Consider the following 14,295-nt stretch of genomic DNA (forward strand, 5'->3'; position numbering starts at 1 on the left):
CAGCTATTCAGCTCACAATTAATATCATTTCAGTTACAGACGAAACCTATCGAATACAAAATTTAACATCCACAATTAACCGTATGAAAGCCACCAAAATAGGCTTTTAGCATGACTATCAAGGTATTGTGCGATCTACAAATTTACTATTTAATTGATAGCTGTATCATTTTGCATCCCTGCGAATGAAACCACTGTTGAATTGGGCATAAAATGCTAATCTATTTTCCTGTATTATTAACCTTAGCCCTTAATCGTTAAATCATGTATCGCATCCTTTTTGTCCTCATTACAAGTTTAAGTATTTTGCCTTCTGTCGGAATGGCGAAAGAAACCTGCGCATCAGAAAATCAATGCATTGAGATGAACAACTGGGATCTCGGCATCGCCATTGGCTGGGGACAAAAAAGCAATCCACTCAAGGATTTTGACGATATTCCACTATTCTTTATCCCTACAGTGGCCTATTACGGCGAACACTGGTTCTTCGATAATGGTAATTTAGGCTACACCTTAGCCGAGCAAGAAAGCTTCACGTTCAATCTCGTCACCAGTTATAGCTTAGATAGAGCCTATTTCTATCGATGGGACCCATCGAATATCTTTTTGAACCGCGGCACACAAGTCGAAGCCAAAGCCATAACGAGTATGTCTTTGTCGACAGAGCCCGAACGTGAATTTAATTCTTTAGAGACACGGAACTTCACCCTACTTGGCGGTGCCGAAGCATTCATCTATACCCGACTCGGCATTATTCGATTGGCGTACACCCATGATATGTTTAATGTTCATCAAGGTTCAGAAGCACAAATAAAATGGACCTATGGCTGGGATTACGATCGTTTCATTTTTGAATTCGCACTGGTGTTTGATTGGAAGAGCCAAGCAGTGGTCGATTATTATTATGGCGTTAGACCGAGTGAAAACGCCTATTGGAGTGAACAATATCAAGCAAAATCAGGTTGGGATAAAGGTGCGGAAATGACGGCCCGTTATATATTAACTGACAATTGGGATCTACTCTTGGCAGTTCGTTACACTCTAATTGCCGATGAGATTGCCGCCAGTCCCTTGTTAGACCAAGACTATAGCAGCACCTACTTTATCGGCGCAGCCTATAGGTTCTAACGTTAGTGACGCTGCCTCAGTTAAGCTTGCTTTGCTTTCTTGGTCTAAGCCTCGGCTTGATGGGCCCAAGTTCTGCTCAAGCTAAAACTCGCGACGCGGCTCTTAAACTCACACCCGAAATTTGTATTACCAGTTCAGAAACTCAGGCCTGCGACGTCTATATTGAACTGCAGTGGGAGCTCGCCAAAGATGAGCTTATCTGTATTTTGTCCGACAATGCCGCCTATCCAAAATGGTGCAGTGATTCAGTTTCAACCCATACGTTAAGCATGAAAATCCACACTATGACAGATATTCAATTTGTTATGGTGAGTAAAGACAGTAACCAAACTTTGGCTGGTGCCAAACTTAAAATCACTTCTGCATCACAACCTCAGGTTCGCAGACGTTACCGCAACCCTTGGAGTTTATTTTAATGACAAGCCCACAATCGAACCACAGAGTATTATTGGTTGAAGACGACGTTCGCCTAGCAAACTTGATTGTAGATTACCTAAAATCCCATGGTATGCATGTTGAAGTTGAACGCCGTGGCGACACAGTATTAACGCGATTAATCAATTACAAGCCAGATATCATACTGTTAGACATTATGCTGCCGGGCATGGATGGCCTCACCCTGTGTGAGAAACTGCCCGACTATTTTGCAGGCCCAATCCTGCTAATGAGCGCGCTTGGCTCAAGCGAAGATCAAATCAAAGGCTTAGAACTCGGTGCCGATGACTATGTGGTTAAGCCCGTTGATCCTGCTCTGTTAGTTGCGCGGATTAACAACTTACTTCGCCGTCAGAATCAGCCGCCTCAGGCAGAATCCCACTGCTTGACCTTTGGTAAACTGAGTATTGACCCGCATACCCACGCGATTCGCCTCAATGAAACTGAAATCGATCTCACCAGCCACGAATTCGAGTTGCTGTGGTTACTGGCCTCACAAGCTGGCCAAGTGCTCAGCCGTCAGTATATTTATCAGCTGTTACTCAATATTGATTTCGATGGCAAAGATCGCAAAATTGACGTGCGTATCTCTAGATTACGTAAAAAACTCAACGATAATATCGAGACACCGTTCAGAATTAAAACCGTTTGGGGACAAGGTTACCTCTTTGCTCCTGAAGCCTGGAATAACTAAGCACAGATACAGTGAAACGTCTCTTTATCAGTTTATATCTGCTACTCAGTCTCAGCGTGCTTGGGATTGGCTGGACACTCGACAGCCTGTGGCAGAAAAATGTGGATGACAATAACGCCCTCGATGCGCCATTAGTGGCCTTGGCGCAATTGTTAGCGGAACTGCCTCCCGATACCCGCCAAAGGTATCTGGAGGCGATCCCAGCCAATCCTGTGATGCCGTTGCAATTGCTCAGTGCCGATCAAGTCGCGCTGGCAGACAATCAAGCCCTCAGCACCAGTACTGTGTTCACCACCACGACCAATGACGATAACCTACTGCAATTTATCCGAGTCGGCGATCAAGTCTTAATGGCGGGGCCGCTGGACATAGATCCTAGAGGCAACCTTCGCAGCCTGTTCACCCTGTTCTTCTATTTATCACTCGCCCTCGTTGCGCTAATTTGGGTTGGCCCGCTTTCACGGGATTTGAGCATACTACGTAAGGCCACTAAAGAGTTTGGCGAAGCGAAATGGGACACGCGAATTACCCTATCAAATCGTTCCCAAGTTAAACCCTTAGCCAATACCTTTAATGAAATGGCGCGGCATATTAGTGCCTTGATAGAAAACCAAAAACACCTGTCTAATGCGGTATCCCATGAGATCCGCACGCCGCTGGCTAGGCTCAAATTCGCCCTTGCACTCATGCCCATGTATTGTCAGCCTGATTCGGACGAACAAAAGCGCCAAGACTTTCTCGATGAAATGCAGCTCGATATCAAAGAAATGGAAGACTTGCTTCAGGAACTGCTAACCTACGCCAGTTTAGAGTCCCAGCGAGAAGGTATCCAGTTGGATGAATACGATCTAATTAATCTCATCAATCAAAGCATTAAGCGCCTAGAAACCTTAAGTCCAACGCCTATTATCTTAAAGACAGAAGTCGAAAAACTGCCCTTGTTTGGAGAGCCGGCATTGATTGAACGTGCGCTGCAAAATTTACTGACCAATGCCCAACGCTTTGCCCGTACTGAAATCATTATTGAAGTAAAGCAGACACAGCACAGGGTCAATTTAAGTGTGAGTAACGACGGCGAACCTATCCCCGCGGTGGATTTACCCAAAGTGTTCGAGCCTTTTTATCGCAGCCAATCGGTGCAAAATGGCAATAAAGGGCATGGTTTGGGACTTGCGATCATCAAACGGATTATGCAGCGACACCAGGGAAATGTGAGCGTCACCAGCGATGAGCAACATACCCGATTTAATTTAATCTGGCCGAAGAAGCGCAAGCTGTAATAGGGATTGGGATAGGGATTAAACGACTGCGGATCTGTTATTCATCTAACGCGCTAATTCTACAAGCCAGTAAAACAAGTCAGTTAAACAAGACTATTTAACTGGCCGATTTAACTTGCAATTCAAAATATTAGTCTAGCTCGAAGCCACCAAAATCGAGATCGGCTTCGGGCTCAGGCTCAAAATTCAACTGCGGATTTAACGCCGCCCTTTCTTGCTCAATTTGCGCTTGCCGTGCTTTCATCATCGCCAACTGGCGACGGCGTTTACGTTGAGTGCACAGCCGAATGACATCGTACTTTTGCGCATCTGAAAACGTTAACCAATTGAATCTTTCGTCACGGCTTCGCAGGCAACCATTACAGTAACCGCGCGCATCGGTGGCACACACACCGATACAGGGACTGGGGATATCAAAAAAGGCTAACTGTTCCATAACCCGCCGCTATTCCTCTGTCAAAATGAGCTGTTTTCAAATGAAGCATGCTCAGATGAACCATGCTTAAACGCCCCGTGCCCAAAACGAAGCTGCAGAATGGCGTTTAAAGCGATTCAAATACAACACACTTATCTAAAGTACTTGCAGAAACAACCTTAATCAAGGCACATTGAACAGAGTTTGTACAACTTGGAGCACTATCATGGGATACCGTCACTTTGCCAGTCTGCTCGTCGCCGTTGCCTTATTAAGCGCTTGTAGCAGTAAACCGAAAAACGATTACGATCTCAATTACGACTTCAGCACACTGCACAGCTTTACCCTGCTAACACCACAGCCAACGGACGACCCACTCAGCGCCCAACGTATTCAAGTAGAAATCAACAACCAGTTGACTCTAAAAGGCTTTGTCGAAAATACCCAAGCCCCCGACTTTAACGTCGCCTACGCCCTACTGACCCAAGATAAACCTAAGGATTCAGGGCTATCTATTGGATTAGGTACAGGCACATTCGGCCGTTCTGGTGGGATAGGAATAGGTACTAGCGTTGGGGTACCACTTGGCAGTGATACCGCTAAAATTCAAACTATTCAGATAGATATTGTCAACCCTAAAACCAAAGCACTCATTTGGCGTGGTAGCGACAGTTATGATTTCGATGCAGGCGGCAATGAGAAAGCACAAGATACCGCCAAAGCCGTCAGTCGGATTTTGGCGCAGTTCCCACCGAAAAAATGATCATGAAGAGTCAATAAAAATGGGCGAATTCCGCCCATTTTTATTAATGAAGAATGCTTGTCGTCAAATAACTTAGGCGAAATATCTTGGACTCAGGAAAAAAGCCCTGATGAAAGGTAACGATCGCCCCTATCACAAACAATCGCCACGACTACTGAATCTGGATATTGTCTGGCTATCTCAAGCGCAGCAAACACTGCACCACCCGAGCTGACGCCGGCACAAATCCCTTCTTCGCGCGCTAAGGCTCTCGCCATGGTTTTTGCGTCTTGCTCTTCAACATCCATGACTAAATCTACACGGGATGCATCGAAAATCCCCGGCAAGTACGCCTGCGGCCAACGCCGAATCCCTGGAATAGCACTGCCATCGGCAGGCTGAAGGCCGACGATAGTGATGTCGGGATTACAGCTTTTAAGGTATTTAGACACCCCCATTATGGTGCCTGTAGTCCCCATGCTAGAGACAAAGTGAGTGATTTTGCCTTGACTCTGTTGCCAGATTTCCGGACCTGTCGTGAGGAAGTGCGCATTCGCATTATCTTGATTATTAAACTGATCCAGCACCTTGCCTTTACCTTCGGTTTGTAACTGCAGTGCCAAATCCCGCGCCGTCTCCATGTTATCCACCAGCATGAGTTCTGCGCCATAAGCTTGCATCGCATCCTTACGCTCTTGGGTCGAGTTTTCGGGCATAATCAGGATCATCTTGTATCCTTTGATCGCCGCCGCCATCGCTAGCGCAATCCCAGTATTGCCACTCGTCGCCTCGATAAGCGTATCACCCTGGCGGATCTCTTGGCGCAGTTCGGCCTGAATGATCATATTGAGTGCTGCACGATCCTTCACTGAACCCGCTGGGTTATTCCCTTCCAACTTTAACAGTACAGTTGAGGTGCCGCAGTTAAGCCGCTGCAAGCGAACCAGCGGAGTTTGCCCAATACAGGCTTCAATTGTCGGAAAGTCAGACACTAGGATTATCCTTTACTTGATAAAAACAACTAAGCAATAGCCTATTCTAAGTGGGTTAGCATGCACAAACACAGTGAAAATGATCTATGGCATACAATAAATCGCTCATACTTATTCAAAAAAGTTCTATTTAACTGACTTCTTATAAATAATTACTTCAACTACTCTATATGTCATAACGCTGACAAAGTTGCCAGTTCAAGGAGTAGCAAATGCAAATAAAAGTGATAAAGGCCCTACTGGGTACGCTCTTTCTGGGAACGTCGCTCAATGTGGCTGCCGCAGATCAAACCCTGCTGAATTCTTCTTACGATATCGCGCGGGAATTATTCAGTGCCTACAACCCCGTTTTCGCCAAACATTGGCAAGAGAAAACAGGTAAAACCGTCGAGATTAAACAATCCCATGCTGGATCATCGGCACAGGCACGCTCAATTCTGCAAGGATTGCCAGCAGATGTGGTGACGTTTAACCAAGTGACAGACGTACAGGTACTCCATGACCGCGGTAAATTGATCCCAGAAAATTGGCAACAATTACTGCCTAACGCCAGTTCACCTTACTATTCCACCATCGCATTTTTGGTACGCAAAGGTAACCCAAAGCAGGTAAGCGATTGGGGCGATTTAGCAAGAGATGACGTTAAACTGGTCTTTCCTAACCCAAAAACCTCTGGTAATGCGCGCTACACCTATTTAGCCGCATTAGGTTATGCCCAAAAAAGCTTTGGTAAGGATAATCAGGCTTCACTGGATCAATTTCTGAAAAAGTTCCTCGGCAACGTAGCCGTGTTTGATACTGGCGGTCGTGGTGCAACCACCTCATTTGTAGAACGTGGTATCGGTGATGTGCTGATTACGTTTGAATCGGAAGTGAACAACATCCGCCAGCAATATGGTGCGGACGATTACCAAGTCATTGTACCTAAAACATCGATTCTGGCTGAATTTCCCGTCGCTGTGGTAGAGAAAAATGCTAAGCGCAACGGCACACAGGAGCTAGCGACTGAGTATTTGAATTATCTCTACAGCGAAGAATCACAACGACTATTGGCCGGCTTCAACTATCGTGTACACAACGAAAAGGTTCAGGCAGAGTTCGCTAAGCAGTTTCCAACGGTTGACCTGCTGACTGTTGAGCAAATCATTGGTGGTTGGGATAATGCCATGAAAACGCAGTTTGCTAACGGTGCAAAACTCGATCAGTTACTCAAGCGCTAATTTCAGCTTGATGCTATAAAAGGTTAACATTGCAACCCGGGCTCAGTCCCGGGTTAAGCAATTTTAGCGCATTGACGAGTGATGATTTTCAAGCAGCGAAGACGAATTCAATAGTCTTTAACTCAGACAGCCGATCGCTGACGGCAAATACAGCGTATTGGATTAACTCAATTAACCTGACCGGGTGATTATTCTGTGATTTTTAATAACGGGCGTTTACGCCATAAGCGGGTTCTTCCAGGTTTTACCATCAGCTTAGGTGTGTCCCTACTGTTTGTCAGCCTGATTTTATTATTGCCAACCACTGGGCTGATTATGCAGACCAGTTCGATGAGCTTGTCTGAATACTGGGGCGTAATCACAGATCCTCGGGTGCTGGCGAGTTACCGAGTCACCATACTATCGGCGCTAGCGGCATCGCTATTTAACTGCCTTTTCGGATTATTACTCGCATGGGTGCTAGTACGTTATGAATTCCCCGGCAAACGCATCTTAGATGCTTTGGTGGATTTACCCTTTGCGTTGCCGACTGCCGTTGCAGGTATCACCTTAGCGACCCTGTATGCGGAAAACGGCCAAATCGGTAGTGTATTGGCAGAACTGGGTATAAAAGTCGCCTACACCCCGCTAGGCATAGTGGTCGCGATGATTTTCACCAGTATTCCCTTTGTGGTGCGTACTGTGCAACCGGTTCTCGAAGAGTTTTCCCACGATGAAGAAGAAGCGGGCATGACCCTTGGCGCCTCAGATCGCGCGGTATTCTGGCGGATCATTTTGCCGTCATTGTGGCCAGCATTGATGGTCGGGACGGCACTGTCTTTTACCCGCAGCCTAGGTGAGTTCGGTGCAGTTATCTTTATCGCGGGCAATATGCCCTATATCAGCGAAATCACATCATTAATGATCTTTGTCCGCCTGCAGGAGTTTGACTTTGCCGGCGCAAGCGCAATTGCCTCAGTGGTGTTGATGACCTCACTACTGCTATTACTGCTAATAAACCTGTGGCAGGCGCGTTATCTGCGCCGCATTCATGGACGATAAGGAGCAAACATGAACTCATTTAAACCCTTAAGAGTCGGTGAAGCGCCTCTGATCAAATGGAGCCTTATTACCCTCGCAGTGCTCTTAGGCTTGCTATTGTTGCTATTGCCGTTGGTGAGTATTTTTCAGCAGGCGTTTGTCGGAGGTTGGGAGCGTTATATTGGGCACCTAACTCAACCGGATTCGCTGCATGCGATTGGTTTAACACTGATGGTGGCAGCACTTACAGTACCGATCAATTTAGTGTTCGGGATCATGCTGGCGTGGAGCGTGACTCGCTTTGAATTCCCCGGTCGCAAGTTACTGATCACGCTAATTGATATTCCATTTGCGGTCTCCCCTGTCGTCGCAGGTTTGCTCTATTTGCTGCTCTATGGCAACAGTGGCTGGCTGGGTGAATGGCTATATGAGCACGATCTGCAGATCATGTTTGCTTGGCCGGGAATACTATTAGTGACCATTTTTGTCACTTGCCCCTTTGTGGCCAGAGAACTGATCCCATTAATGCAACAACAGGGCGCATCGGAAGAAGAAGCCGCAGTGATCCTCGGAGCGTCATGGTGGCAACTCTTTCGCCGCGTGACCCTACCCAACATCAAATGGGCACTGATTTACGGTGTGATCCTCACCAATGCCAGAGCCGTAGGAGAATTTGGTGCCGTTGCTGTCGTGTCTGGCAATATTCGCGGCGAAACCAATACCTTACCTTTACATGTGCAATTATTGTATGAAGATTATCAGGCCGAAGCCGCCTTCGCGAGCGCGTCATTACTGGCCCTGATCGCCCTATTTACCCTAATGCTAAAAGCCGTAGTGGAATGGCGGCAACAACGCAGTTTAACCGCCAATGACAATAAAGAGCAGAGCCAACTATGAGTATTCGTCTTACTAATATTTCCAAGAAATTTGGCCAATTTCAGGCGCTTTCCCCACTTAATCTCGATATTCAAGAAGGGGAAATGATTGGTCTGCTGGGACCATCAGGTTCAGGTAAAACCACACTGCTGCGGATTATTGCCGGTCTTGAAGGAGCCGATAGCGGCCAAATTCAATTCGGCAACCGAGATGTCACCCAAGTGCATGTGCGTGAAAGACGCGTGGGTTTTGTGTTTCAAAACTACGCGCTGTTTCGCCATATGACGGTCGCCGATAACGTCGCCTTTGGACTCGAAGTCATGCCGAAAAAACAAAGGCCTTCGGCGGCAGAAATTCATAAGCGAGTGACACAACTGCTAGAAACAGTACAACTAGGCCATCTCGCACAGCGCTATCCAGAACAACTCTCGGGAGGACAAAAACAGCGCATTGCATTGGCCCGCGCACTGGCGACCCAACCAGAAGTCTTGCTACTGGATGAACCCTTTGGCGCCTTAGATGCTAAAGTGCGTAAAGAACTACGCCGCTGGCTACGCAGCCTGCATGATGAATTGAAATTCACCAGCGTGTTTGTGACCCACGATCAAGATGAAGCGCTTGAGCTCTCAGATAGAGTGGTAGTGATGAGCAATGGTCATATAGAGCAGATTAATACACCTGCTGAGCTATACTCACACCCCAATAGTCGCTTTGTGTTTGATTTTCTTGGTAACGTCAATGTCTTTGAAGCCAGTTGGCAACAAAAACGTTGGGAAAATGGTCAAGCATTTTTAACACCTCCAGAACAGCAAACCCTGCAGCAAGATGGTGTTCTCTATGTACGCAGTCACGAATTAGCGCTGTCAAATAAGCCCAATAGTCAGGCCAATTTGCCGTTCAATATTGTCGCCATGACCCCAATCGGCGCCGAAGTTAGATTGGAATTAGCCCCACATGGCTGGCATAGCGAAGAACTGTGGGAAGCCAAATTTACCCACCATAATCTGCAGGAACTCGGGTTGCAAAAAGGCAGTGTAGTTTACGCTACCCCAAGAACAGCTTACTTCTTTGGTGCGCAGGGTGAGAGTTCACCGACGCGTCTAAGTTGGCCATTCCTGACTCCGGGCAGTCTCGCCTTTGATATCTAACCTGAGCTCGGGATAAGCAGAGCCGCTGAATAGGCATCTTTTCGGGCCTCTCTGCGTTGCTCTGTCTAACCATAGCTCGCTATGGCGTACGACAGAGCGCCTTGATATGCGCATTCAGTCAGAAAATAGATTTTTATTTTCAAACCAATAATTTATATCATTGATTTAATTTGTTAAATTTAGATTTTTCGACACTCATTATCCCGAGTTCAGGTTATCTAATGTCATCATGATAGGAATAAGCAGCATTAGCGGTACCACAGGGAGTGGATATCGCTAAGATTCAAACCATTTAGAGAGATATTGTCACGCCAAACACTAAAGCACTTATTAGGCATTGCCGCGACAACTTTTGGTGATAGCGACAGCTTTGATTTTTGATGCAAGCGGTAACGAGAAAGCCCAAGATACCGTACCGCCAAAAACGTCAGCTAGATCTTGGTGCTGTCCCCTCCGAAGAAGTGATTAATCATGGATGGCATATACAGCCCATCCATGTTGAATCAATAGAGCTGATAAGCAGATTTACATCTAACAATCAATATATTAGATGTTTATAACAAATAATTATTGCAGAAGTACTCATAAAATCAGCGGGTAAACGAATTAACTAACCGAGGTTAATAATTCCAATTTCAGCCTATACATTTCATCAACTGACACCACTTTCACGCTGCTTATTTCAATAGAACCTTCTTTCGCCCATAAAAATGGATAAAAGCTCAGGCATTGATCTGTAGCTATCTGTGAATAGTTTTTTTGAAAGCGATCTTTACCTAAACTCGCATAAAACTCATTGATTCTCTTTGTAGCTGACCATTGAAAAAAATCTGTGAACCCGATTTCTAACCCTTCCCAATGAATTGAGTCTGGCGACCAATAGTATATATTCCCAACATCTGCGCCTAAACCGCCGCCGTTGATAGCAAAAAATCCACCAACTACGTCATTCGCCACTAAAAGATAATGTGCACTTCTATTCCAATCAGTAAGGTTTCTAGACAATCTTTCATGTCCAGAGCCGAAAAAACGAATCCATCCATTGTCGATCAAAATCCCACCGGTTTCGTAGGCAATTGCCCCTAATACCGAACGAGTCGATACCTGAAGTGATTCAAGTACTTCAACCCGATCCTTTGAAGGCGGCAGTATCTCTACACAATGCTCAGCACCAGCAACCATTTCATTGACTACTTTTATGCCAGAGTCTTCGATATCAATCAGTTCATATATACTTTTCAATCTCTTATCCTTGTAACACTAATATCCATTAAAACGACTCATCATTCATAACGGTACCTTGGAAATGTCGAAAATAACTAAGCCAATGTAGCGTTTAAAAATGCTAGTTAGCACTCATGGAATCAAGCAAAAATCTTACTCATGGGCATTCACGGTTCGGCCTGCAGCCCATTGTCGTAGCGCATTGATTTTATCGCTCATGACCACAGATAAAGGCCGTGTCTTACTAAGTTCTTCAAGTAATAGCACTTGGTCGACACTGCACTCGACACTTCTTGCGGTATACATGGCAGCAATAACCGCTTGTTCGATTTCGGCGCCGGAAAATCCTTTGCTGCGAGCCGATAATTGGGCGAGATCTAAGCTCGCCACATCGATTCCACGGCGCTTACAGTGGATTAAGAAGATGGCTTTGCGTATAGCTTCGTCGGGTAAATCGACAAAGAAGATTTCATCCATCCTGCCCTTTCGCATCAACTCTGGCGGCAGAACTTGAATATCATTAGCGGTAGCCACCACAAACACTTCAGATTTACGCTCCGCCATCCAAGTGAGTAAGGTGCCGAGGATCCGCGTCGATGTTCCCTCATCACTGCTACTCCCGCTTAAGCCTTTTTCAATTTCATCTATCCAAAGCACACAGGGCGACATCATGTCAGCCAGATCCAGTGCATTACGCAGGTTCTTCTCGGTTTCACCTATGTATTTGTTATATAAGGCAGCCATATCGAGCCTGAGCAAAGGTCGTTGCCAAACGCCCGCAACGGCCTTAGCTGCGAGGCTCTTACCACTGCCCTGAACGCCGAGCAGTAAAATCCCCTTGGGCGCATCCAGCGCTTTAGCGTGCTGAACTGAAGTCGGCTTATCGCCTTGGTCAATAGTGCTGACTGCAGCTATGGGCGCACGCTGCTTAAGCCATTTTTTAAGGTTATGCAGCCCAGCGACCTGCGAGAAATCACTGGTGTCGTATTCAAATTGCAGCACGCCATTTAAGTCGAGTAACTGAAACTTGGCTTTATTGATAGCATCAATATCAGACAATGTAATAGCACCATCATCGACTATGGCTTTGCGTACCAGACGGCGGGCATCGTCTAAGGTCACGCCCCGTAGATTCTCCGCCAATTTGACCACAGCGGTATCATCGACCAATAACGGCGTGCCTTGGTTACGAATTTTATCGACCTCAAGGTAAATCAGGTTTTGCAATTGCACTGTGCTTGGCAAGGTTAATTGAAAATAGGCGCAATAACGTTTGATTTCGGGCGGGATATCAAAGGCATGGCTCACTAGCACTAATGTGTGTTGCAGCGTTTCGTATTCGAGGGCGATTTCTTTGAGTAAACGGACATTCTTTGGCGCATCAATCACAAAGGGATGAAAGTCGCACAGCACATAAATCCCCTGCTGCGAGGTTGATTTAATTTGTCCAAGCAAATCTGTGGGTTCACTATTAAACTTTTGCGCCGCCATAGGTTTATCGACCCGTGCTAAACCTTGGGTAATGCTCCAAGTAAACACAGGTTGATAAAGCACACTGGAGACCCGTTTAAGTAACTCGACCACGCGATATTCTTCATAGGTTTCAATCACTACGATTGGCGTATTGGAGCGCAGCACTGAGGTTAAATCGCGAATATCTTGCATGTCTTTCAAATCCCTTTTTTATTTGTCTCGCAAAACTCATCTGATCAGCAGCACTAACATACTGCTTCCAATACTAATTATTAATAAAACGCCAAAGCCGTGATCCCAAGCACAGTAGCAGATTTAGCTGGGGCGACTAAGGTCTGTTTGCGGTAAACTGGCTGCATAACAATACCCAAACGAGGCGAAAACATTTCATACGAAAATGTCAGCCAACGCATTGCGGTAAATAATACAGAACAAAATATAACATCACCTACAAACATAAAGGTACCCACACATGATAGGCACTCCCTACACTGAGGGCGCACGTCGCGCCATGTTGCTCGGCTGCGGTGAACTTGGCAAAGAAGTGGCCATTGAACTGCAACGCTTAGGCGTTGAAGTGATTGGCGTTGACCGTTACGCCAACGCCCCCGCCATGCAAGTCGCGCATCGCTCCCATGTGATCAATATGCTCGATGCCAACGCCCTGCGTGCAGTTATCGAGTTAGAAAAACCGCACTTAGTCATCCCAGAGATTGAAGCCATCGCCACCCAAACCTTAGTGGACATGGAAGCCGAAGGGGTAAATATCATCCCGACAGCCCGGGCAACTAAGCTCACTATGGACAGAGAAGGGATTCGTCGCCTCGCCGCTGAGACCTTAGGTTTACCGACTTCTCCGTATTTTTTCTGTGATACTGAAACCGAATTTAATCAAGCGATTAGTGAAATCGGCGTGCCCTGTGTGGTTAAGCCAGTGATGAGCTCATCGGGCAAAGGCCAGAGTGTTATTCGCGATATCGCCCTCAGCCATAAAGCGTGGCAATACGCCCAAGAAGGTGGCCGCGCTGGCGGCGGGCGCGTGATAGTGGAAGGTTTTATTCCCTTCGATTATGAAATCACCCTGTTAACCATTAGCGCAGTCAATGGCATTCATTTTTGTGCGCCGATTGGCCACAGACAAGAAGATGGCGATTACCGTGAGTCATGGCAGCCACAAGCCATGTCCGATGAAGTGCTAGCAAAATCCCAAGCGATTGCGAGCAAAGTCGTCGAAGCCCTTGGCGGTTATGGATTATTTGGCGTAGAGCTGTTTGTTAAAGGCCATGAAGTGTATTTCTCTGAGGTCTCACCAAGGCCACATGACACAGGTCTAGTGACACTCATCAGCCAAGACTTATCGGAATTTGCCCTGCATGTTAGAGCGATTCTGGGTTTGCCGATCCCCAATATCCATCAGCATGGACCAAGCGCCTCGGCGGTGATTTTGGCCGAAGGCACCTCAAGTAATATCCGCTACCAAGGTATTGCCGCTGCATTAGAGGCGGTCAACACTCAACTGAGATTATTCGCCAAACCCGACATTGATGGCCGCCGCCGCTTAGGTGTCGCGCTTGCACGTGATATCGATATCGACAGCGCAGTCAGCAAAGCACTCGATAGCGCCAGTAAAGTGAAGGTCATCTTTTAA

Annotated in this window: 15 protein-coding genes; 10 read left to right on the forward strand and 5 right to left on the reverse strand. The window is 46.5% G+C overall.

The features are described 5' to 3' along the window. Positions 1-264 precede the first annotated feature (264 nt). From NE536_RS16905 to NE536_RS16920, 4 genes are read left to right on the forward strand one after another with little or no spacing between them, the layout of a single operon-like run. Entirely contained in the window at positions 265-1,128 is an 864-nt protein-coding gene (locus tag NE536_RS16905; protein ID WP_261273412.1) for a MipA/OmpV family protein, read from the forward strand. A gap of 5 nt (positions 1,129-1,133) precedes the next feature. After that, positions 1,134-1,544: a DUF3019 domain-containing protein gene (locus NE536_RS16910; RefSeq protein WP_006085791.1), complete on the forward strand. Its 411-nt coding sequence runs from the start codon at positions 1,134-1,136 to the stop codon at positions 1,542-1,544. After that, positions 1,544-2,257 carry a response regulator gene (locus tag NE536_RS16915; protein WP_006080570.1) on the forward strand — a complete coding sequence of 238 codons (714 nt, stop codon included), beginning with the start codon at positions 1,544-1,546 and terminating at the stop codon, positions 2,255-2,257. Before NE536_RS16910 ends, NE536_RS16915 begins: the two co-directional genes overlap by 1 nt. 11 nt (positions 2,258-2,268) lie before the next feature. Beyond that, a complete protein-coding gene (locus NE536_RS16920; protein ID WP_261273413.1) occupies positions 2,269-3,537 on the forward strand; it encodes an ATP-binding protein in 1,269 nt (422 codons plus the stop codon). 130 nt (positions 3,538-3,667) lie between these two features. On the opposite strand, the gene NE536_RS16925 is transcribed toward NE536_RS16920, so the two are convergent. Next, the gene (locus NE536_RS16925) at positions 3,668-3,973 is read right to left on the reverse strand and encodes a DUF1289 domain-containing protein (RefSeq protein ID WP_011846045.1); all 306 of its coding nucleotides are present in this window, start codon (positions 3,971-3,973) and stop codon (positions 3,668-3,670) included. A gap of 205 nt (positions 3,974-4,178) precedes the next feature. Here NE536_RS16925 and NE536_RS16930 point away from each other — a divergent pair, with 205 nt between their 5' ends. Next, complete coding sequence (locus NE536_RS16930; protein ID WP_261273414.1) at positions 4,179-4,715, forward strand: DUF4136 domain-containing protein; 537 nt, start codon at positions 4,179-4,181, stop codon at positions 4,713-4,715. A 92-nt stretch (positions 4,716-4,807) separates the two neighbouring features. Here NE536_RS16930 and cysM read toward each other — a convergent pair whose 3' ends face one another. Next, positions 4,808-5,686, reverse strand: coding sequence for a cysteine synthase CysM (gene cysM, locus NE536_RS16935; protein ID WP_261273415.1), 879 nt, complete (start codon positions 5,684-5,686; stop codon positions 4,808-4,810). Positions 5,687-5,898: 212 nt separating this feature from the next. Here cysM and cysP point away from each other — a divergent pair, with 212 nt between their 5' ends. From cysP to NE536_RS16955, 4 genes are all read left to right on the forward strand, one after another. Beyond that, positions 5,899-6,906, forward strand: coding sequence for a thiosulfate ABC transporter substrate-binding protein CysP (cysP, locus tag NE536_RS16940; RefSeq protein ID WP_261273416.1), 1,008 nt, complete (start codon positions 5,899-5,901; stop codon positions 6,904-6,906). A gap of 195 nt (positions 6,907-7,101) precedes the next feature. Next, the gene (gene cysT, locus NE536_RS16945; RefSeq protein ID WP_006080563.1) at positions 7,102-7,947 is read left to right on the forward strand and encodes a sulfate ABC transporter permease subunit CysT; all 846 of its coding nucleotides are present in this window, start codon (positions 7,102-7,104) and stop codon (positions 7,945-7,947) included. A gap of 9 nt (positions 7,948-7,956) precedes the next feature. Next, positions 7,957-8,823 (forward strand): sulfate ABC transporter permease subunit CysW, encoded by an 867-nt coding sequence (gene cysW, locus NE536_RS16950; RefSeq protein ID WP_028759251.1) that lies wholly within the window; start codon positions 7,957-7,959, stop codon positions 8,821-8,823. Beyond that, the gene (locus NE536_RS16955; protein WP_131523841.1) at positions 8,820-9,950 is read left to right on the forward strand and encodes a sulfate/molybdate ABC transporter ATP-binding protein; all 1,131 of its coding nucleotides are present in this window, start codon (positions 8,820-8,822) and stop codon (positions 9,948-9,950) included. Before cysW ends, NE536_RS16955 begins: the two co-directional genes overlap by 4 nt. A gap of 606 nt (positions 9,951-10,556) precedes the next feature. On the opposite strand, the gene NE536_RS16960 is transcribed toward NE536_RS16955, so the two are convergent. The 3 genes from NE536_RS16960 to NE536_RS16970 all read right to left on the reverse strand — a co-directional run bounded on the left by NE536_RS16960 (position 10,557) and on the right by NE536_RS16970 (position 13,105). Then, the gene (locus NE536_RS16960; protein ID WP_261273417.1) at positions 10,557-11,192 is read right to left on the reverse strand and encodes a DUF2625 domain-containing protein; all 636 of its coding nucleotides are present in this window, start codon (positions 11,190-11,192) and stop codon (positions 10,557-10,559) included. A 135-nt stretch (positions 11,193-11,327) separates the two neighbouring features. Continuing rightward, positions 11,328-12,839, reverse strand: coding sequence for an AAA family ATPase (locus tag NE536_RS16965; protein WP_261273418.1), 1,512 nt, complete (start codon positions 12,837-12,839; stop codon positions 11,328-11,330). Between the two features lie 80 nt (positions 12,840-12,919). Beyond that, on the reverse strand, positions 12,920-13,105 hold the full coding sequence (locus tag NE536_RS16970) for a hypothetical protein (protein WP_261273419.1): 186 nt from the start codon (positions 13,103-13,105) through the stop codon (positions 12,920-12,922). Between the two features lie 14 nt (positions 13,106-13,119). Here NE536_RS16970 and purT point away from each other — a divergent pair, with 14 nt between their 5' ends. Beyond that, a complete protein-coding gene (gene purT / locus NE536_RS16975) occupies positions 13,120-14,295 on the forward strand; it encodes a formate-dependent phosphoribosylglycinamide formyltransferase (RefSeq protein WP_006085805.1) in 1,176 nt (391 codons plus the stop codon).

Source organism: Shewanella septentrionalis, assembly GCF_025370265.1.
Lineage (GTDB): Bacteria > Pseudomonadota > Gammaproteobacteria > Enterobacterales > Shewanellaceae > Shewanella > Shewanella hafniensis.